Origin of the sequence: Dactylosporangium sp. NPDC000521, from assembly GCF_042898305.1 — a bacterium.
Taxonomy (GTDB): domain Bacteria; phylum Actinomycetota; class Actinomycetes; order Mycobacteriales; family Micromonosporaceae; genus Dactylosporangium.
Window position 1 is genome coordinate 100,779 of the sequence record NZ_JBIAYW010000009.1, and the last position, 18,824, is coordinate 119,602.

The window sequence follows — 18,824 nt, forward strand, 5'->3', positions numbered from 1 at the left end:
CTGGACGCGGGGGTTGGTGTGAGGGGAGGTCAGGGGCGGAGGCCGCCTAAGGCGGTCAGGTCGAGGAGGGCGAACACGAAGAGCGCGATCCCCACGAAGCCGTTGGCTGTGAAGAAGGCACGGTTGACGCGGGACAGGTCGTCGGGGCGGACGATGGCGTGCTCGTAGATGAAGGCGACGGCCGTGGCGGCCAGGCCGATCCACCACAGCCAGCCGAGGTCGACGAGCTGGCCGAACCACACGAACAGGCCGAACGTCACCACGTGGGCGGCGCTGGACAGGTGCAGGGCGAAGGGGACGCCGTAGCGGGAAGGGACGGAGTGGACGCCGATCTCGCGGTCGACGGTGGCGTCCTGGCAGGCGTAGATGAGGTCGAAGCCGCCGATCCAGAGGCCGACCGCGGCGCCGAGCACCCAGGCGGGGCCCGAACCGCGCAGGTCGCCCGTGACGGCGAGCCAGGCGCCGACCGGGCCGACCATCTGCGCCAGGCCGAGCAGCGCGTGCGGCCAGTTGGTGAAGCGCTTGCCGTACGGGTAGAGGACCAGCGGCACCACGGCCAGCGGGGCGAGGACCAGGCACAGCCAGTTGAGCAGGGCGGCGGCGCCGAGGAACACGACGAGGGCGACGGCGGCGCCGGTCCACGCGGTGCGGACGCTGACGGCGCCGGTGACGAGCTCACGCTGGGCGGTGCGCGGGTTACGGGCGTCGATGTGGCGGTCGATGATCCGGTTGGCGGCCATGGCGAACGTGCGGGCGCCGACCATCGCGATCGTCACCAGGAGCAGATCGGCCCAGTTGACGTGGCCGCCGTGCACGGTCATCGCGGTCAGCGCCGACAGATAGGCGAACGGCAGCGCGAACACCGAGTGCTCGATCGCGACGAGCCGCAGGAAAGCCTTGACCCGGCTCGGGGGTGCCTCAGTGAGCGTCACTTGAACCCATACTCTCTCCAGCGCTTGTCGACCCGCGCCACAACCTCGGGAGACATGATCATCTCTTCCGGCCAGCCGCGATGGTAGCCCTCCGACGGGCCCTTGCGGGTCGCGTCGAGGCCGGCCTTGCCACCCCAGAACTGCTGATAGGACGAGTGGTCGAGGTGGTCGACCGGCCCCTCGGTGATCAGCAGGTCGTGCTTGTAGTCGACGTTGCCGAAGGCGCGGAAGGCGACCTCGGCGTAGTCGTGCACGTCGCAGTCCTCGTCGACGACCACGATCAGCTTCGACAGCGACAGCAGGTGCGCGCCCCAGATGGCGCTCATCACCTTCTGCGCGTGCTTCGGATAGCGCTTGCGGATCGACACGATCACGCAGTTGTGGAAGACGCCGGCCGCGGGCAGGTCGTAGTCGACGATGTCGGGGATCATGATCTTCAGCAGCGGCAGGAAGATCCGCTCGGTCGCCTTGCCGAGGCCCAGGTCCTCCTGGGGCGGCTTGGAGGTGATGATCGAGTGGTAGATCGGCTGCTTGCGGGTCGTCATGCACTCGACGTGCAGCACCGGGAAGTCCTCGACGGGCGTGTAGAACCCGGTGTGGTCGCCGAACGGCCCCTCAGGCAGGCGCTCGCCGGGCTCCAGATAGCCCTCGAGCACGATCTGGGCATTGGCCGGCACCTGCAGCGGCACGGTCAGGCAGTCGACCATCTCGACCCGCTCGCCGCGCAGGAACCCGGCGAACAGGTATTCGTCGATGTCGGACGGCAGTGGGGCGCTCGCCGAATAGGAGACGACAGGGTCGGCGCCGATGGCGATCGCGACCGGCAGCCGCTGCCCGAGCCGCTCGGCCACCGCGTGGTGGGCGGTCGAGTCCTTGTGGATCTGCCAGTGCATGCCGAGCGTGTTGTGCGAGTGCTGCTGCAGCCGATAGAGCCCGAGATTGCGCTTGCCGGTCTCGGGGTGCTTCGTGTGGGTCAGGCCGAAGTTGTGGTAGATCCCGCCGTCGTCGGGCCAGATCTGCAGGCCGGGGAGCCGGTTGAGGTCCACCTGGTCGCCCTTGTAGACGACCTCCTGACACGGCGCGGTCTTCACGTGCTTCGGCGGCACCGCCTTGAGCTGCAGCAGCTTGCCGATGCCGTCGCGGATGCCCGCCCAGCCGACCGGCAGCTCCGGCTTGACCAGCGAGCCGATGCGCTCGCCGACCTCGTCGAGATGGGAGACGCCGAGCGCCATCGCCATCCGCCGCTCGGTGCCGAACAGGTTGATCGCGACCGGCATGTCGCCACGCGTCGGCCGGTCGAACACGAGCGCTGGGCCGCCAGCCCGCACGGTCCGCGTGACGATCTCGCTGATCTCCAGGTGCGGATCGACCGGCGCGGAAACACGATGCAGCTCACCCGCCCGCTGGAGGGCGGCGAGGAAGTCGTTGAGATCCGCATATGGGAAGCCGCGTGCCATGCCACCATCCTGCCAACCCGGTACGACACTTTCCGAGCGGCCCGGTCAGTTGTGGCAGAGTTGACCGCGTGGTGGATCAGCGCAGGCCGTGGGTCGTCGGCGTGTCCGGGGCATCCGGCACGCCATACGCGGCCGCGGTGATCCGGGCGCTGTTCGACGCGGGCGAGGCCGTCGACCTCGTCGTGTCACGCGCCGCCCGGCTCACGATCCTCGACGAGACCGGTGCGCCCTTCCGTGACGCGCACTGGAAGGACGACCTGGCCACCTGGGTGGGGCAAGAAGCGACAGAAGCAGACGTCGCCTACTGGCCCGCCGGTGACCTCGCTGCCGGTCCCAGCAGCGGGTCGTACCAGGTCAAGGGCATGCTCGTCGTCCCGGCGAGCACCGCGGCATGCGCGGGCATCGCGATCGGCCTCTCCAAGGACCTGTTGCAACGGGCTGCCGAGGTCAACCTCAAGGAGCGCCGGCCGGTGGTCGTCGTCCCGAGGGAGACCCCGGTGACCCGTAGTCACCTGGAGCACCTCATCGCCCTGCATGACGCCGGCGCCGTGGTCCTCCCCGCCAGCCCCGGCTTCTACTCGGCCGGAGCGGCGGCCACGGCCGCCCAACTCGTTGACTTCATCGCCGGCAAGGTCCTCGACGCTGCCGGCGTCACTCATACCTTGTTCACTCGTTGGTCGGGTGAACTCGGCCATTCCCGTTAGAGGTGTCGTCGAGCGACTCGTCTCCTTCGAGCAGTGCCCGCACCTCGGATTCCCGGAACCGCCGGTGTCCCCCCGGGGTTCGGATGCTGCTGATCCGGCCGGCCGCCGCCCAACGTGTCACCGTTTTGGGGTCGACACGAAACAAGGCGGCGACTTCGCCGGGCGTCAGCAGACGATCTCCCGTCTCCACGGCCCCTCCTTAACCCATGGGTGGCTCGATCGGGCCCGCGCACCCCCATGCGGCAAGCTGAAAGCACGAGTCATCCTGGGATGTACGCCCATTACAGCACCGCTAGCGTGCCGTGTCCGGGAAACGAGGAAATCGCACGTGTTGGGTAATTAGCTGTGCTAAAACCCCGACCATTAGGCTGGACGCGATGGACGCGATCGATCGACAACTTATCGACCTGCTTCGAGACAACGCCCGTCTTCCATATGCGGAGCTGGCCCGGAAGGTGGGCCTGTCCGCGCCGGCCGTGCACGAGCGCGTCGGCAAGCTCGAGTCGTCGGGGGTCATCCAGGGCTACCGCGCCGAGATCCACCCGGAGGCCATGGGGCTGCCGCTGACCGCCGTCATCGGCATCGTGCACGACAGCAGCGGCGACACCGACGACATCCTCGCGGCACTCCGCGAGCATCCGGAGATCGAATCCTGCTACTTCATGGCGGGCGAGGAATCGTTTCTGTGCAAGGCGCGCGTGAAGACGATCGGCGACCTGGAGCGGCTCATCATCGAACTCAACCGCGTCAAGGGCGTCGCCCGCACGCGCACGGCGATCGCCCTCTCCACGAAGTGGGAAGGCCGCACCCAGCCGCCGGCTTAGGCCATCGTCGCAAGCCCGGGATAGTCCACCACGTAACCCTCCGCGTCCAGCTCCAGCTCGGCCGTGAAGCTCTCCGACGAATAGCGCACCCGTCGGCCGGGCAGCACCTCGTACACCTGCTGCAACGGCAACACGGCCAGGCTGGGCAGCAGGACCCACGCCGCCTCGATCGTCGACACCGTGCCGGGCTCCGCGCGGTGCAGGCCCAGCCGCCGCACAGGTAACGTGTTGGTCAGCGGGGAGTTATACAGATCGATGTCGAGCACCTGATGCAGCCGCTCGGGCTCCTCGATGCCCGCGAACGGCGCCGTCGGCAGCGCCCGCTCCAGATCGCCCTGCTCGCCCGTGGTGACCCGCCACCGGCCCGCGGCCCGCTCCATCCGCAGCGTCCGGCGCCAGCCCGCACCCTCGGCCGTCACCTCCAGCCGTGTGCTCGCCCAGCCCTCGTCGGTGTGCAGGTCATATCGGCATGAATACAACGCGTTGTCGGCGGCGAACGCCGTGCCCTTGGCATAGAGCCCGCGGCGGTCGTCGAGCGTGACGAACTCGCCGCCTGTCGTGTCGGTCCGTTGCCACGCGAACGCCCGAGGTAGCACCGTCATGCGTCGACGCTATCCGATGGGTACGACAAAAGAAGGCGGTCCGCACCATGCGCGGACCGCCCTTGTCGTCATCGACTAACGCCGTGGACGACGATCATGGTCGTGCTGCGGCCGCCGGGCCGGACGACCACCGTGCGACGGGGCACTGCGCTGGATGCGCACCGGCACGCCGCTCGGCTGCCGAGCGCCCGTGACCTCGGCCAACGCCGGATCGCCGGCCCGCACCCGCAGCTCGGTCGGGGTGACCCCGGCCTTCGCGAGCAGCGCCGCCGCCCGCCGACGCTGCCGCGGCAGCACCAGCGTCACGACCGTCCCCGTGGCACCCGCCCGCGCGGTCCGCCCGGCGCGGTGCAGATAGTCCTTCTGGTCACGTGGGAGGTCGACGTGTACGACCAGCGAGACGTCATCGATGTGGATGCCACGCGCCGCGACGTCGGTCGCCACCAGCACGTTGCACGCGCCCTCTTTGAACTCGGCGAGCGTGCGCGTGCGCACCCGCTGCGTCTTGCCGCCGTGCAGGGCACCGGCCCGCACGCCGACGGCCGCGAACTGCTCGACCAGCTCGTCGACGGCCATCTGCGTCTTCACGAAGAGGATCGTGCGGCCCTTGCGGGCGGCGATCGACGCGGCGATGGCGAACTTGTCGTTCGGCGGGACCAGCAGCACGTGGTGGTCCATGGAGCCGACCGAAGCGGTCGGCGGCTCGATCGAGTGCGTGACCGGGTCGACCAGGAAGCGCTTGACCAGCGAGTCGACGTCCTTGTCGAGCGTCGCGGAGAACAGCAGGCGCTGGCCACCGGCCGGCGTCTGCCCGAGGATCTCCGTGACCTCCGGCAGGAAGCCCATGTCGGCCATCTGGTCGGCCTCGTCGAGCACGGTGATCTCCACCGCGTCGAGCCGGCAGGCACCGCGCTTGATCAGGTCACCGAGGCGGCCGGGCGTCGCGACGAGCACGTCGACCCCCCGCTCGAGCGACCAGATCTGCCGGTCATACGGCACGCCGCCGACGGCGGTCTTGCAGAACAGGCCGAGCGTCTTCGCCAGCGGCGTCAGCGCGTCGTTGACCTGCATCGCGAGCTCGCGCGTCGGCACGAGGATCAACGCCTTCGGCGCATGCGGGCGGGACCGCCCGCTCGCCGCCAGCCGGGCCAGCAACGGCAGGCCGAACGCGAGCGTCTTGCCCGAGCCGGTGCGGCCCCGGCCCAGCACGTCGCGGCCCGCGAGGACGTCGGGGATCGTCGCGGCCTGGATGGGGAACGGATCGGTGATGCCCTGGTCGGCGAGCGCGCGCACCAACTTGGCGGGCAGACCGAGGCCGGCGAAGCCCGGCTCATCGGTGGATTCGAAGATGGAGGGGAACGAACTGGGGTCAGCGAGCAGCAAGGAGCTGGGACCTTCCGATTGGAGACCCTTCAGCTTATCCGATCTCGCTCACCGACCCCGCGTCGAGGTGTCGTGCCTCACTATTTCTGCGGTACGCCGCCGAACATGTCCTCCATGAACGACCTGGAGAACGTGACCGCGAGGTAACCGCCCGCCACGAGCACCACCACGATGACCGCGATGATGATCATGACTTTCAGGTTGCTGGACCGGGCCGGCTCGTCGTCGTCCTCGTCCGCTTCCTGCGTGCCCTGACTCAAGATGTGCCCGGTCAGCGAGCCGGAGTTCTCCAAAGGACTGCTGCCGCCGTCGGCCGGAGCTGTTGTCACCGGGGTGACACCTTGCCCGCCATAGACTGTGCCCGCAGAGCCGCGATGGTTCCGAGCCCACTTTCCGTAGCTTTCCGCCGCGGGCGAAGGGCCCGCGTCGCTCACCACCTGGGTCTCGTCGGCCTCAGGCGGGGGGATCGCGGGCGGCTGCTGGTGCGGCGGAGGAGACGGGTTGGCGGGTGCGCCACTCGACGGGTAGACGGCGCCGGGCGTCCTGTCGTTGGACGGCCGGTCGTCCCGCTCCGGGCCGGCCGACGGCGGCTCGGACGGGGCCCAGGAGGGAGCGCCCCAGCCTGTCTGCTGCAGCGGGGGCACCTCGGGCTGGGCGGTCGGCACCGAGTAGGCCGGCGGCCCGTCGGAGGAAGGCGGCGGCGTCCAGCCCTGGCGGCTGTCCGGCGAGGACGGCGGCGGGGCCCAGGCAGAAGCCGCGGGAGCGGCAGGTGAGGAGGGAGCGGAGGACGCAGGCGGCGCGGAGGGCTCTGCGGCCGGCGTGGTCCAGCTCGGCGCGAACGGCGCCGACACCGAGTCAGCGACCGGCGGCGGCGACCAGCCTGACGCCTGCCCACCGGGAGCCCAGCTCGGCGGCGCCGACACCGGCGGCATCGAGTCCGACGGGTTCGCCGAGGGGATCGAGAAGGCCGGCGGGGAGGAGACCGGCGGCATGGAGTCTGACGGTGACGCTGATGGCATGGTGTACGACCCAGCCCCCGAACTTGGTGGCGCAGAACCCGGCGGCGTCGACGCTGACGGCGTCGCTGATGGCATGGTGAACGATCCGGACACAGCGCCCGGCGAGGACACCGGCGGCATGGAGTCCGACGGTGACGCTGATGGCATGGTGAACGACCCTGCCCCGGAGCTCGGTGGCGCCGAAGCGGGCGAGTTCGGCGCCGGGGCCCCGAATGCGGGCGGCGCGAACGGCGGAGTGCTGGACGCCGGTCCACCCGAGGTCGGTGGCGCGAACGCTGGCGGGGCTGAGTCGGATGACGACGGTGGCGCGAACGCTGGCGGCGCGAACGGTGGGTTGCTGGACGCTGGTCCGCCAGAGGTGGGCGGCGCGAACGCTGGCGGGGCTGAGTCGGATGACGACGGTGGCGCGAACGCGGGTGGGGCGAACGGTGGGGTGCTGGACGCTGGTCCGCCAGAGGTGGGCGGCGCGAACGCTGGCGGGGCGGAGTCAGAGGGACCCGGCGCGGGCGGGGCGAAGGCCGGCGGTGACGACGCGGGTGCGCCGAAGGGTGGAGCGAACGGCGGGGAGCTGGACGCCGGTGCGCCCGAGGTCGGTGGGGCGAACGCCGGTGGGGCTGATGCCGGTTGAGCCGGGGGCGGCTGCCAGGAGGGTGCTGGGGGAGCTGAGACCTGTTCGCCCGTTTGGCCGGGGCCAGGCTGCCAGCCCTGGGGCGTCGGGGGTGGCGGGGCCCAGCCCTGGCCTGGCGCGGCGGCCCAGCCCTGCTCGCCCTGTGGGGCGGCAGGCTGCTGGCCCGGGGGCTGCTGCCAGCTGGGCTGTGCGGGTGCGGGAGGCGCGGCCCAGCCCTGCGCGGGCGGGGTTGACGCCGGCGGGGTGGCCCATCCCTGCTGACCCGGCGCCGAAGGTTGGCCCGGTGCCGAAGGCTGCCCCGGGTTTCCGTAGGTGTTGGGCTGGCCGGGCGTGCCGTACTGGGCGGGCTGGCCAGGAGCGCCGTATTGACCCGCCGAGCCGTGCTGACCGTGCTGAGGCGGCGTGCCGTACTGGCCTGCGGAGCCCTGCTGGCCGGGCTGAGGAGCACCCCACTGACCAGGCTGGCCCGGGGCGCCGTGCTGCCCGGGGGCACCCTGCTGGCCTGGAGCACCCTGCTGTCCTGGAGCGCCGTACTGGCCCGGAGCACCCTGGTGGCCCGGAGCGCCGTACTGGCCAGGGGTGCCGTACTGCCCGGGTTGGGCGGGCATGCCGTGCTGGCCGGGGGCACCGTACTGGCCCGGCTGGGCCGGAGTGCCGTACTGGCCCGGGGCGCCCTGCTGGCCTGCGGCGCCCTGCTGGCCCGGGGCGCCGTACTGGCCCGGCTGACCGGGAGCGCCCTGCTGGCCAGGAACGCCGTACTGGCCCGGGGCGCCTTGCTGGCCCGGAGCGCCGTACTGGGCGGGAGTGCCGTATTGGCCAGGGGTGCCGTACTGCGGCGGAGGCTGGTAGGCCGGGGGCTGCTGGCCCGGGGCACCGTGGCCGCCGGGCGCTGGTTGGGCCGGGGGAGCCTGCCACGGCTGCGGCGCCGGGGGCTGGGCCCAGCTCGGGCCGGGCGGGGTCGACACGGGCTGCTGGCCCGCCAGCCACGGCTGCGGAGCGGCAGGGGGCTGCTGCGGTGCGGCAGGTGGCTGCGGTACGCCGGCAGCCGGCTGGGCCCAAGCAGGCGCCCCGTCCTGTCCGGAGGCAGCGGCGGCGGGCTGGCCGGTGTCGGAGGTGCCCCACGGGTGCTGGGAGGACGGCGTCGTGTACGGCGCGGGCGCCTGGAACGGCGACGGCGGCTGCGGCCCGGGGCCGGGGAACGGCGGCGACGGCTCGGGTCCGGGACCCGGGATCGGCGACGGCTCGGGTCCAGGACCCGGGAACGGTCGCGGCATCGGCTCCGGCTGCGGCAGGGGAGAGGGCGTGGGCACCGGAGGAGCCGGCGGGTACGGCGTCGGGATCGGCTCAGGCTCCGGCGCAGGCGGGAACGGCGCCGGCTCCGGCGAGGGCACCGGCTCCGGGCTCGGGAACGGCGACGGCTCCGGCTGCGGCTGCGGCGACGGCTCAGGCTCCGGCTCAGGTTCCGGCTGCGGCGAAGGCGAAGGCGAAGGCGAAGGCGAAGGCAGCGGATCGACAGGCCCAGCGGGGGACCGCTCGACATCGCCCAAAGCGGCCGACCCGGCACCACCCGAGCCCGAGAGGGCGACGTCCGAGCCGGAGAGGCCCGCGTCCGACGCGGCGGAGCCGGAAACCTCGGCGCGCGGAGCGAAGGAGGCGACGGCACCGGAGGGAGAGGTGCCGGGACCGGCAGTGCCGGGGGCGGCCATGGACTCGGGGAGGGCCATGGAGGTGCGGTACACGGTCGGGGTGGCGGCGGCGGTAGCGCGGGCGGCCTGCTCGGCCTCCTCGGCGGTCACCGAGCGGGCGCCCGGCACGGAGGCGCTGGCCCGGGCGGCGACCACGGCGGCCGCGAACGCCCCGGCGACCGGCAGCACCACCGGCGCGGAGGAGACCGGCGCGGACGAGCCGGGCGCCATCAGCGGCTCGGCGGGCACGTCGACGACGGGCCGGTCGATCGGCGCGAGCACAGGCTCGGCGGCAGGCTGGGCCGCGGCGGCCGGAGCGGGATCGGCGGCAGGCGGGAACGGCAGGGACGGCCGCTGCACCGCGAACGGATGCACCACCTGCGGCTCCGCCGCAGGAGCGCCGGCCGCCGAGTCAGCAGACGAAGCGCCGGCGGGAGACGCGTCGGCGGACGAAGCGCCGGCAGGGGAATCGGAGGACGAAGGTGCGCTCCACGGCAGCGCGAACGCGTCCCACGACGACTCCGGCAGCGGCCGCGGCGCCCGGGTCCGGCTCGGCAGCGGCGGCAACGGCCCCTCATCAACCGATGAACCAGCAGAAGGCGAACCACCCGGCGAACCACCCGGCGCATCACCCGGCGCCACCGGGTCCGGCGCCGGCGCCGACGCCGCGGGAGCCCCGAAACCCGATACCGGGATCGGCGCGAACGGTGGCGCCGCCACCTCCGGGGACGCCGGCTCCGCGGGGTGCATTCCGGAGTACGGCGTGGACTCGCCCGGCGGGGGACCGTACGTCCCGGCGACGGAGTCGAAGCTCGGCAGCTGGAACGCCGGCGGTTCGGCGGAGAGCGCGGCGGCGATCACGTCAGCCTCGGGCTCGGCGCGGCGGCGCGGCGCGTCAGGACCGGCCGGCGGCCGGTCGGGCGCCTCGTTCAACGAGCCGCTCGGCGCCGGACTCACCCCGGCAGCCACCCCGGTGCCGGCGGGGATCACCCCGGCGTCCAGGCCTTCGGGGGTGTCGGGCGCCTCGGACAGCACGCCGGACCCGGGCACGGCGGTGTCGGTCGAGTTGAACGCCGCGACCATCGCCGCGACCTCCGGATCGTCCTCGTCGTCGTCGGCGGCGTCCGCGAACGGGTCGCCGCCGGGCCAGAGGGCGCCGTCGGTGGGGGTGGGCGGGAGCTCGTAGGCCGCGTCGGGGACCACTTCCGCCGGAATGTCCGGCGGCAGCTCGGCGCCGACCGGCGGTGGCGGCGGCAGCGGCGGCAGGTCGTCGAGTGCGTCCGCGCCGGTGCCGGCCGCCGGGTTCGTGGCCTGCGACTGCGCGCCGGGCGAGAAGCCGAACGGGGCGCCGGCCCGCACCCCCTCGTCGCGTGCGCCGTCCCGTGTCTCCCGCTCGTCCATTGCTGCCCTCCATGACCGTGCCCTGCCCGGGCGTCATCGCGCTCCCGGCGTGCCCCCGCCGCCAGTCACGCGTCCACGGTGCCACATCAAGTCACGGAACGCTGGACCGGACCTCGGTCGGGTTTTGGATCAAAACCGTGTGCGCGGACGCCGGATTGTTCGGAAACGAACGGACCGGCCACGGGAGACCCGTGAGCCGGTCCGGTGGTACAGGATGCTCAGTTGCCCGCCGTGGAGGCCGTGGTCTGCGCGGTCGTGCTGGCCCCCGCGGTGGACGGCTTGAGGGCCGACTTCATGGGCGCCGCGGCGGTGGTGGCCGGCGTGCTCGGCGGCTGCGTCGTGTCCTCGGGCTCCGGCGCCGGCGAGGGCGATGAGGAGGACGTCGACGCGGAGGGTTTCGGGGTCGCCGACTTGGTCGCGGACGGCGACGCCGTGGCCGACGCGGAAGCCGATGCGGTCGCCGAGGCCGACGCCGTCGCCGATGCGGTGGCGGAGGCAGTGGCCGAGGCAGTGGCCGACGCGGTGGCGGAAGCCGTCGCGGTCGCCGACGCGGTGGCGGTCGCCGTCGCGTTCGGCGCCCGTACGGCGTCGAAGATCCGGGTGGCGCCGTAGAAGCGCGACCACTTGACCTGCCCGATCTTCACCTTGTCACCCGTGGTCGGCGCGTGCACCATCTTGCCGCCGCCGACGTAGATGCCCATGTGGTAGATCGAGCGCCAGTCGCTGGAGTCGCTGGCGAAGAACACCAGGTCGCCCGGGAGCAGCTGGTCGCCGAGGGTCCGCTTGGTCGCCTGGATCGCGTGGGTGCCGTGGTACATGTCGTTGGCGACCCGCGGCACGCGGACCCCGACCTGCCCGTAGGCCCAGTAGGCCAGGCCCGAGCAGTCGAAGGTGTTGGGGCCTTCGTCGCCCCAGACGTACCAGCTGCCGATCTTGCCGAGGGCGAAGTTGAGCGCCTGGAGGGCCTTCGGGTTGGCGACCATGCCGTCGACCGGCACGTTGTCGACGGTGCCGAGGCCCTGCTCCGCGGCCGCCTCCTGCGCGGCGATCGTCAGCACGGCCTGCTCGTTGTCGGACTTGAGCTTCTTGTACTCGGCGTCCTTGACCTGGAACTCGGCGTCGAGCGGCGCGAACGTGCCCTGCGCGGCGAGGTAGGTCGACTGGGCCAGCTCGTACTGCTGCTTGGCGGCCGCCTCCTCCTGCTCGGCGCGCAGCAGGTCGCGGGCGTTCTCCTGGCTGCCCGGCTGCTGGCCGAGGCCCGGGGCGAGCAGGCCGAACTGGTGCAGGTTGTGCGCATAGCCGTCGAGCGGGCCGAGACCCGTCGCGCGCTTGTACGCCTCCGCGGCGGCCGAGTCGGCCCGGTTGCGCAGCTCGGCGAGCTGGTCGGTGGCCAGCCGCAGCTTGTCCTGGGCGTCGGCGGCCGCGGCCTGCGCGGTTTCGAGGTCGAGCTGTGCCTGGAGTCGCTTCTGCCCGAGCGTGCTGACGGAGACCTCGAGCGTGGCGAGCTGGGTGGCGAGCGGGCCGCGCAGCGACGTGGTGCTCCCGCCGACGGTCGCGGGTGCGGTGGTGCCGCTCTGGCCGGGCATGAGGAGCGTGCCGGACGCGATCGGCCGCGAACCGGTGTCGGGGATCGTGCCGGCCGGATCGGCGTACGCGGGGCGGGGGACCAGCGAGCACAGCAGCGAGCACACGACCGCGGCGACGAACATCCTGCCGCGCCGGCCCGTCGAGTGCTGCCCTCGCTGCCGGGGTACCATGGCTGCGACCTGCGCGGATTCCTCTGCCTGGGCAGGCGGGACCCACTCGTCGCCGGGATAACTCGCCGCTCTCAGTACCAATCCGTCCATGCCACCGTCCCCAGTCGGTCTGCCCGCCATTGGTCGATCATGATCGATCGATCAGTCGGTCTGCCGCCCGACCGTGTTTCTGCCCACTTTTGTTTACCTCACGGAAGCAATCAGCGTCGAGGGCTGATCAATGTCAGCTTGCTCGCGATGAGGTGAACAGAGAGATGAACGCCGCACTGGCGCCCGGGCCTCTTCCCCGCCGGCCGGGCCGACGTACGCTGGCCTCGTGGATGCAGGTGTGAAGCGTGAACTCGAAGCCAAGGTCGTCGCCGGCGAGCGGCTGAGCAGGGAAGACGGCATCGCTCTGTATGAGAGCGACGATCTTGTCTGGCTCGGCAAGCTGGCGCACCACAAGCGCACCGAGCTCAACGGTGACCGGGTGATGTTCAACGTCAACCGGCACCTCAACCTGACCAACGTCTGCTCCGCCAGCTGCGCGTACTGCTCGTTCCAGCGCAAGCCGGGCGAGAAGGACGCCTACACGATGCGCATCCACGAGGCGGTCGCCAAGGCCAAGGAGATGGAGGACGAGCAGCTCACCGAGCTGCACATCGTCAACGGCCTGCACCCGACCCTGCCGTGGAAGTACTACCCGAAGGTGCTCCGCGAGCTGAAGGGCGCGCTGCCCGGCGTCAAGCTCAAGGCGTTCACCGCCACCGAGATCCAGTGGTTCGAGAAGATCAGCGGCCTGCCCGCCGACGAGATCTTCGACGAGCTGATCGACGCCGGCCTCGAGTCGCTGACCGGCGGCGGCGCGGAGATCTTCGACTGGGAGGTCCGTCAGCACATCGTCGACCACGCCTGCCACTGGGAGGACTGGTCGCGCATCCACCGCCTCGCCCACAGCAAGGGCCTGCGCACCCCGTCGACGATGCTCTACGGCCACATCGAGGAGCCCCGGCACCGGGTCGACCACGTCATGCGACTGCGTGAGCTGCAGGACGAGACGGGCGGCTTCACCGTCTTCATCCCGCTGCGCTACCAGCACGACTTCGTCGACTCCGCCGACGGCAAGATCCGCAACAAGCTGCAGGCCCGCACGAAGATGGCCTCGCCCGCGGAGTCGCTCAAGACCTTCGCCGTGTCACGGCTGATGTTCGACAACGTGCCGCACGTCAAGTGCTTCTGGGTCATGCACGGCCTGTCCGTCGCCCAGCTCTCGCTCAACTTCGGCGTCGACGACCTCGACGGCTCGGTCGTCGAGTACAAGATCACCCACGATGCCGACAGCTATGGCACGCCCAACACGATGCACCGCGAGGACCTGCTCCACCTGATCTGGGACGCCGGCTTCCAGCCCGTCGAGCGGAACACGCGGTATGAGGTCGTCCGGGAGTACGAGAAGCCGACGCCCCTCGCCGCGCGCCGGGCGGAGCCGCAGCAGGTTTGGGCGTAGAACGACATCATGTCCGCACTGCTGAAGTACTCCCTCGCCCGCCTCGGGCTGTTCGTCCTGGCCGCCGCGGTGATGTTCGCCGTCCCGCTCGACATCAGCGTGCTGCTGAAGCTGATGATCGCCGTGGTGGTCTCCGCCGCGCTCGCCTTCTTCCTGCTGAAAGGGCTCCGCGAGGAGGCCTCCGTGCAGGCGGTCGGCGCCGCCCAGCGCCGCACGGAAAAGCGCGAACGTCTGCGCGCCGCGCTCAACGGGGATGAAGATGGGGGTGAAAGCACCACCAAAGCGGGCTAATAGCGCTTAAACCTTGGTTGGTGCAGACCACCCAAGGAGTCACGATGGCCCGCAAGCTGTCCGTATCGCTCTCACTCGCCGGCGTCGGCCTGCTGCTGCTCGTGGGGGTCAACCCCGCCGGCGCCGCGCCCGCCGAGCGGTCCGGCAGCTACGTGGTGGAGGGCGTCCGTACCCTCGAGGACCGCAACCGGGTGGCCCGCAGCGGCGCCGCGATCGACGCGATCGAGCACGGGCGGGCCGAGATCACCGCCCTGCCGTCCGAGGTGCGCAGGCTCCGCGGCCAGGGCTACGCCGTCACCGAGGTCCGCACCGAGGACTTCCCCGTCGCCGACTCGGGGTACCACAACTACGCCGAGATGGTCGCGGAGCTGGACAAGGCCGTCGCCGACCACCCGGCGATCGCCCGCAAGACCAGCATCGGCACGTCGTACCAGGGCCGCGACATGCCACTGATCAAGATCTCCGACAACGTCGCGGTGGACGAGGACGAGCCGGAGGTTCTCTACGGCGCCCACCAGCACGCCCGCGAGCACCTGACCGTCGAGATGGCGCTGTACCTGGTGAAGCTGTACACCGACGGCTACGGCAAGGATCCCCGCATCACGAAGCTCGTCGACAGCCGTGAGCTCTGGATCGTGCCGGACCTCAACCCCGACGGTGGCGAATACGACATCGCCACCGGCGCATACCGCAACTGGCGCAAGAACCGCCAGCCGAACGCCGGGTCCAGCAGCATCGGCACGGATCTCAACCGCAACTGGAGCTACCAGTTCGGGTGCTGCGGGGGGTCGTCGGCGAACCCGTCGTCGGAGACCTACCACGGCGACGCGGCGTTCTCCGCGCCCGAGACCCAGCGACTGCGCGACTTCGTGCTCAGCCGGCGCGTCAACGGGGTCCAGCAGATCAAGGCGAGCATCGACTTCCACACGTTCTCGGAGCTGATCCTCTGGCCGTTCGGCTACACGTTCGCCGACACCACGCCCGGGCTCAACGCCGACCAGCAGGCCGCGTTCGAGGCCCTCGGCACCGGGATGGCGAAGTCCAACGGCTACACCGCCCAGCAGTCCAGCGACCTCTACATCACCGACGGCTCGGTCATCGACTGGCTGTGGGCGACGCAGGGCATCTTCGCCTACACGTTCGAGATGTACCCCGGCGTCGGCGACGGCAGCGGCTTCTACCCGCCGGCGAGCGTGATCGCGGCGCAGACGGCCCGCAACAAGGAGGCGAGCCTGCAGCTCGCGGAGTACGCCGACTGCGTCTACCGGATCATCGGCAAGCAGGCGCAGTACTGCGGCGGCGGCGACACGGTCTGGGCCGACGACTTCGAGAGTGCCAAGGGCTGGACCACCGGCGGCACCGCGACCGCCGGGCGGTGGGAGCGCGGCAACCCCGAGGCGACCAGGCAGAACGGCCCGAAGCAGCTCGGCGACGCCGTCAGCGGCGACAACGACCTGGTCACCGGCCGCAGGGCGGGCACCGCTGCCGGCAGCTACGACGTCGACGGCGGCACCACCGGGGCACGGTCGCCGTCCATCGCGCTGCCCGCCGCCGGCCCGTTGACGCTGGCCTGGTCGTGGTACTTCGCGCACGGCGCGAACGCGTCGGCCGCCGACCATTTCAAGATCAGCGTGGTGCGGAACGGCTCCAAGACCGCGGTCTTCACCAGGACCGGCGCGGCCGCCGACCGTGACGCGGCGTGGGCCGAGGGCAGCGCGGACCTCACGCCCTACGCCGGCAAGACGATCCAGCTGCTGATCGAGGCCACCGACGCCGCCGGCGCCAGCCTCATCGAGGCCGCCGTCGACGACGTCAAGATCACCCGCGGCTAGCGTTCTCTAGAGGCCGCCCGAAAAGCCGTACTCGTCGGAAATCTCGATCAGTGCGAAATGAGCGCCCGCAGGGTCCGCGACGCGGGCGTACCAGCCGGCCGAGGACACCATCGGCTTGCGGGCCACCGTGCCGCCCAGCTCGACCACCCGCTCACACGCCGTGACCGCGTCCTCGACCATGAAGCACACCGTCCAGTGCTCCGGCAGGCCGGTGGGGAACCGGTCGTCGATCGGCAGCAGCCCACCGACGGCGTCGTTGTGGTGGTGCAGCTCGAAGTACGGCTCGGCGTTCTCCGTCCCGACCGCGTGCCACCCGAAGACCTCGCCGTAGAAGGCATTCGTCCGGTCCAGGTCGTGGGAGGCCAGCTCATACCAGCAGATCGCGCCCGGCTCGAACGACACCTGCGCCCCGCCGAACCTGCTGCGCTGCCACGTGCCGAAGACCGCGCCGCCGGCGTCGGCGAACACCGCCGCCGTGCCCAGGTCCCGCACGCTGGCCGGCGGCACCTTCACGGACCCACCGGCCCGCTGGACCGCCTCGGCGATGCCGGGCGGGTCGTCGGTGGAGATCGAGACCAGCCAGACCGGCCGGCCCGCGGTGCGCAGGCCGGCCACGGCACGGCCGTTGAGCGTGAAGTGCCCGTCGTCGTTGAACTGCCAGCCGAAGAGGCCGCCGTAGAACGCCCGCGCGGCGACCGGGTCGGGGCTGCCGACCTCGGCCCAGCACGGCGTACCCGGCGCGTAACCCCTTACTCGCATTCCGCGTCCTCCCGGTTGTCACACTGTTTCGAGATAGTGACATCCGGGGCGTGATCACGACACCCTATCCAACGGCGCAGGAAGCGGACGTTCGTGCAAGACGTCCAGCCGCGACACCGCCCGCGTCAGGACCACGAAGAGCCGGTTCAGCCCGCGCGGCTCGGCCTCGACGATGTCGGCCGGCTCCACGACGATGACGTGGTCGTACTCGAGGCCCTTCGCCAGGCTCGCCGGCAGCACCGTGACCCGCTCGTGCCGCACCGAGGCGGCGATCGCCGGGACCGCCGCGTCCGCCGCGATCACACCGATCGACCCCTCGAAGGTCAGCGCCTGCCGCACCGCGTCCTGCAACGGCGTCGCGCCGATCGTCAGCGCGCCGTCGGTCCGCAGCGACCGCGCCTCCGGCACGTCGACACCGAGCGCCGGCAGGAGCCGGTTGGCCAGGGCGACCACGGCGGCCGGCACCCGGAACCCGGTCGTCAGCGGCACCACCCGCGCGTCCGGCTTGCCCAGGTGCGCCAGCAGGGTCCGCCACTCCAGCGCCGCCCACGGCGCCGTGCCCTGCGCGAGGTCGCCGAGCAGCGTGATCGACCCGTGCTCGGAGCGCCTGGCGATCACCCGCGCCTGCATCGGCGACAGGTCCTGCGCCTCGTCCACCACGACGTGGCCGAACGAGGGCACCCGATCGATCAGTCCGGCGGCCTCGTCCACCAGTACCGCATCCGCCGGCGACCAACGGGCGGACCTCGCCGTCTTCGGCGGCTTGGACCAGGCGATCGCCGCCTGCTCGTGCGGCTCGAGAAGGTCGTCGGCCGGGTCGCTGAGCACCTCGAACACGAGCTGCTCCGGCGTGACCGCCGGCCACGCGTGGTCCAGCACCGCGACCACCGGCTGCGACCTGCCCATCCGCCGCTGCCAGCCCTCGCTCGGCGAGTCGCCGCGCCGCGCCTCCGACTGCCGCATCAGCAGCGACACGATCCTGGCCCGCACCCGCTCCCTGCCGATCCCGTACGGTGGCGCCTCCCGCCGCACGTCGTCGACCACCCGCCGCAGCGCCTCCGCCGACACCCGCCACCGGTAGGACCCGTCGGACACCGTCAGCGGCTCCTCGGGCTTCCGGATCTTGCCGTGCAGCCGCCTGGCGAGGACGGCGGCCATCCTCGGGTCGTGCTTCACCTTGGCCGCGGCCTCGTCGTCGTCCGTTGTCGCCGGTGTACCGAGCAGCCCTTCGACGGTGGACTGCTGCACCTCGATCTCGCCGAGCGCCGGCAGCACGCTCGCGATGTAGCTGAGGAACGCGCTGTTGGGCCCCACGATCAGCACCCCGGACCGCTTGAGCCGCTCCCGGTGCAGGTACAGCAGGTACGCCGCCCGGTGCAGCCCCACCGCCGTCTTCCCGGTCCCCGGCGCCCCCTGGACGCAGATCGACTCGTCCAGCTCGGCCCGCACCAGCTCGTCCTGCTCCGGCTGGATCGTCGCGACGATGTCCCGCATCGGCCCGACGCGCGGCCGCTCGATCTCCTCCAGCAGGATCCGGCTGGTCGTGCCGAGCTCCTCGCCTGCCTGCAGATGTTCGTCCTCGAAGCTGGTCAGCTCGCCTTTGACGAACCCGAACCGGCGGCGGGCTCTGACGTCCTGGGGGTCCTTGACGCTGGCCTGGTAGAACTTCCGCGAGATCGGTGCCCGCCAGTCGAGCACCATCGGCTCACCGGCCACGTCGGTGACGTGCCGCCGCCCGACGTGGAACTTGTCGTCCTCGATCTCCAGCTTCCCGAAGAACAGCGGGGTGTCGGGGTTGTCGGCGAGTTCGGCGATCCTGCGGGCCAGGTGCCGCCCCAGCGTCTCCGCCGCGAACGGGTCCCCGGCCACTTGGTCGCCGGTCGAGAACAGGTCTTCGGCGTGCTCCCGCATCCGGCGCAGCGCCTTGCGTGAGGCTTCCAGGTGCGCTCGCTCAGCGGCGAGCTCGTCTTCCAGTGCGGGCACGGTGATTTCCTTCAGGGGAATCTCAGCAGCTGCTCGCTCGCGTATCCGGACCTGTCGACCCGGCGCGTAGGGACGTCCGCT

16 protein-coding genes are annotated in these 18,824 nt (G+C 71.6%); 7 read left to right on the forward strand and 9 right to left on the reverse strand.

Translation table 11 applies throughout. The features are described from left to right. Positions 1-29 precede the first annotated feature (29 nt). Together mqnP and ACFY3L_RS28385 are read right to left on the reverse strand one after the other, a co-directional pair. A complete protein-coding gene (gene mqnP / locus ACFY3L_RS28380) occupies positions 30-932 on the reverse strand; it encodes a menaquinone biosynthesis prenyltransferase MqnP (protein ID WP_389330367.1) in 903 nt (300 codons plus the stop codon). Next, positions 929-2,389, reverse strand: coding sequence for a menaquinone biosynthesis decarboxylase (locus ACFY3L_RS28385; RefSeq protein WP_389330370.1), 1,461 nt, complete (start codon positions 2,387-2,389; stop codon positions 929-931). Before ACFY3L_RS28385 ends, mqnP begins: the two co-directional genes overlap by 4 nt. Positions 2,390-2,460: 71 nt before the next feature. Here ACFY3L_RS28385 and ACFY3L_RS28390 point away from each other — a divergent pair, with 71 nt between their 5' ends. Then, positions 2,461-3,093, forward strand: coding sequence for a UbiX family flavin prenyltransferase (locus ACFY3L_RS28390; protein WP_389331364.1), 633 nt, complete (start codon positions 2,461-2,463; stop codon positions 3,091-3,093). Here the strand turns inward: ACFY3L_RS28390 and ACFY3L_RS28395 are convergent. Further along, entirely contained in the window at positions 3,056-3,283 is a 228-nt protein-coding gene (locus ACFY3L_RS28395) for a BldC family transcriptional regulator (RefSeq protein ID WP_363393668.1), read from the reverse strand. The genes ACFY3L_RS28390 and ACFY3L_RS28395 overlap by 38 nt on opposite strands. A gap of 187 nt (positions 3,284-3,470) precedes the next feature. On the opposite strand from ACFY3L_RS28395, the gene ACFY3L_RS28400 reads away from it, so the two are divergent. Next, positions 3,471-3,917 (forward strand): Lrp/AsnC family transcriptional regulator, encoded by a 447-nt coding sequence (locus tag ACFY3L_RS28400; protein WP_389330373.1) that lies wholly within the window; start codon positions 3,471-3,473, stop codon positions 3,915-3,917. Here the strand turns inward: ACFY3L_RS28400 and ACFY3L_RS28405 are convergent. From ACFY3L_RS28405 to ACFY3L_RS28415, 3 genes are all read right to left on the reverse strand, one after another. Beyond that, on the reverse strand, positions 3,914-4,519 hold the full coding sequence (locus tag ACFY3L_RS28405) for a putative glycolipid-binding domain-containing protein (RefSeq protein WP_389330376.1): 606 nt from the start codon (positions 4,517-4,519) through the stop codon (positions 3,914-3,916). The genes ACFY3L_RS28400 and ACFY3L_RS28405 overlap by 4 nt on opposite strands. Before the next feature lie 75 nt (positions 4,520-4,594). Continuing rightward, positions 4,595-5,899: a DEAD/DEAH box helicase gene (locus ACFY3L_RS28410; protein WP_389331367.1), complete on the reverse strand. Its 1,305-nt coding sequence runs from the start codon at positions 5,897-5,899 to the stop codon at positions 4,595-4,597. Between the two features lie 83 nt (positions 5,900-5,982). After that, entirely contained in the window at positions 5,983-6,231 is a 249-nt protein-coding gene (locus ACFY3L_RS28415; RefSeq protein ID WP_389330379.1) for a hypothetical protein, read from the reverse strand. Between the two features lie 490 nt (positions 6,232-6,721). Here ACFY3L_RS28415 and ACFY3L_RS28420 point away from each other — a divergent pair, with 490 nt between their 5' ends. Both ACFY3L_RS28420 and ACFY3L_RS28425 read left to right on the forward strand, forming a co-directional pair. Then, the gene (locus tag ACFY3L_RS28420) at positions 6,722-7,549 is read left to right on the forward strand and encodes a hypothetical protein (RefSeq protein WP_389330382.1); all 828 of its coding nucleotides are present in this window, start codon (positions 6,722-6,724) and stop codon (positions 7,547-7,549) included. A gap of 1,722 nt (positions 7,550-9,271) precedes the next feature. After that, positions 9,272-10,420 (forward strand): hypothetical protein, encoded by a 1,149-nt coding sequence (locus ACFY3L_RS28425; protein ID WP_389330384.1) that lies wholly within the window; start codon positions 9,272-9,274, stop codon positions 10,418-10,420. 433 nt (positions 10,421-10,853) lie between these two features. Here the strand turns inward: ACFY3L_RS28425 and ACFY3L_RS28430 are convergent, their stop codons facing one another. After that, positions 10,854-12,392, reverse strand: a complete 1,539-nt coding sequence (locus tag ACFY3L_RS28430; RefSeq protein WP_389330386.1) for a C40 family peptidase — start codon at positions 12,390-12,392, stop codon at positions 10,854-10,856. Positions 12,393-12,708: 316 nt separating this feature from the next. On the opposite strand from ACFY3L_RS28430, the gene mqnE reads away from it, so the two are divergent. From mqnE to ACFY3L_RS28445, 3 genes are read left to right on the forward strand one after another with little or no spacing between them, the layout of a single operon-like run. Continuing rightward, positions 12,709-13,878 (forward strand): aminofutalosine synthase MqnE, encoded by a 1,170-nt coding sequence (gene mqnE / locus ACFY3L_RS28435; protein ID WP_360566418.1) that lies wholly within the window; start codon positions 12,709-12,711, stop codon positions 13,876-13,878. A gap of 9 nt (positions 13,879-13,887) precedes the next feature. Then, positions 13,888-14,169, forward strand: a complete 282-nt coding sequence (locus tag ACFY3L_RS28440) for a DUF4229 domain-containing protein (RefSeq protein WP_389330389.1) — start codon at positions 13,888-13,890, stop codon at positions 14,167-14,169. A gap of 44 nt (positions 14,170-14,213) precedes the next feature. Beyond that, positions 14,214-16,001 (forward strand): M14 family metallopeptidase, encoded by a 1,788-nt coding sequence (locus ACFY3L_RS28445; protein WP_389330392.1) that lies wholly within the window; start codon positions 14,214-14,216, stop codon positions 15,999-16,001. Between the two features lie 6 nt (positions 16,002-16,007). On the opposite strand, the gene ACFY3L_RS28450 is transcribed toward ACFY3L_RS28445, so the two are convergent. Together ACFY3L_RS28450 and ACFY3L_RS28455 are read right to left on the reverse strand one after the other, a co-directional pair. Then, a complete protein-coding gene (locus ACFY3L_RS28450) occupies positions 16,008-16,760 on the reverse strand; it encodes a VOC family protein (RefSeq protein WP_389330395.1) in 753 nt (250 codons plus the stop codon). A 54-nt stretch (positions 16,761-16,814) separates the two neighbouring features. After that, entirely contained in the window at positions 16,815-18,749 is a 1,935-nt protein-coding gene (locus ACFY3L_RS28455) for a HelD family protein (RefSeq protein ID WP_389331370.1), read from the reverse strand. Positions 18,750-18,824 lie beyond the last annotated feature (75 nt).

Coding starts and splice junctions, on each gene's coding strand:
- ACFY3L_RS28385 (WP_389330370.1), bottom strand. CDS start 2,389: ATGGCACGCGGCTTCCCATATGCGGATCTCAACGACTTCCTCGCCGCC.
- ACFY3L_RS28400 (WP_389330373.1), top strand. CDS start 3,471: ATGGACGCGATCGATCGACAACTTATCGACCTGCTTCGAGACAACGCC.
- ACFY3L_RS28405 (WP_389330376.1), bottom strand. CDS start 4,519: ATGACGGTGCTACCTCGGGCGTTCGCGTGGCAACGGACCGACACGACA.
- ACFY3L_RS28425 (WP_389330384.1), top strand. CDS start 9,272: ATGGAGGTGCGGTACACGGTCGGGGTGGCGGCGGCGGTAGCGCGGGCG.
- ACFY3L_RS28430 (WP_389330386.1), bottom strand. CDS start 12,392: ATGGTACCCCGGCAGCGAGGGCAGCACTCGACGGGCCGGCGCGGCAGG.
- ACFY3L_RS28440 (WP_389330389.1), top strand. CDS start 13,888: ATGTCCGCACTGCTGAAGTACTCCCTCGCCCGCCTCGGGCTGTTCGTC.
- ACFY3L_RS28445 (WP_389330392.1), top strand. CDS start 14,214: ATGGCCCGCAAGCTGTCCGTATCGCTCTCACTCGCCGGCGTCGGCCTG.
- ACFY3L_RS28450 (WP_389330395.1), bottom strand. CDS start 16,760: ATGCGAGTAAGGGGTTACGCGCCGGGTACGCCGTGCTGGGCCGAGGTC.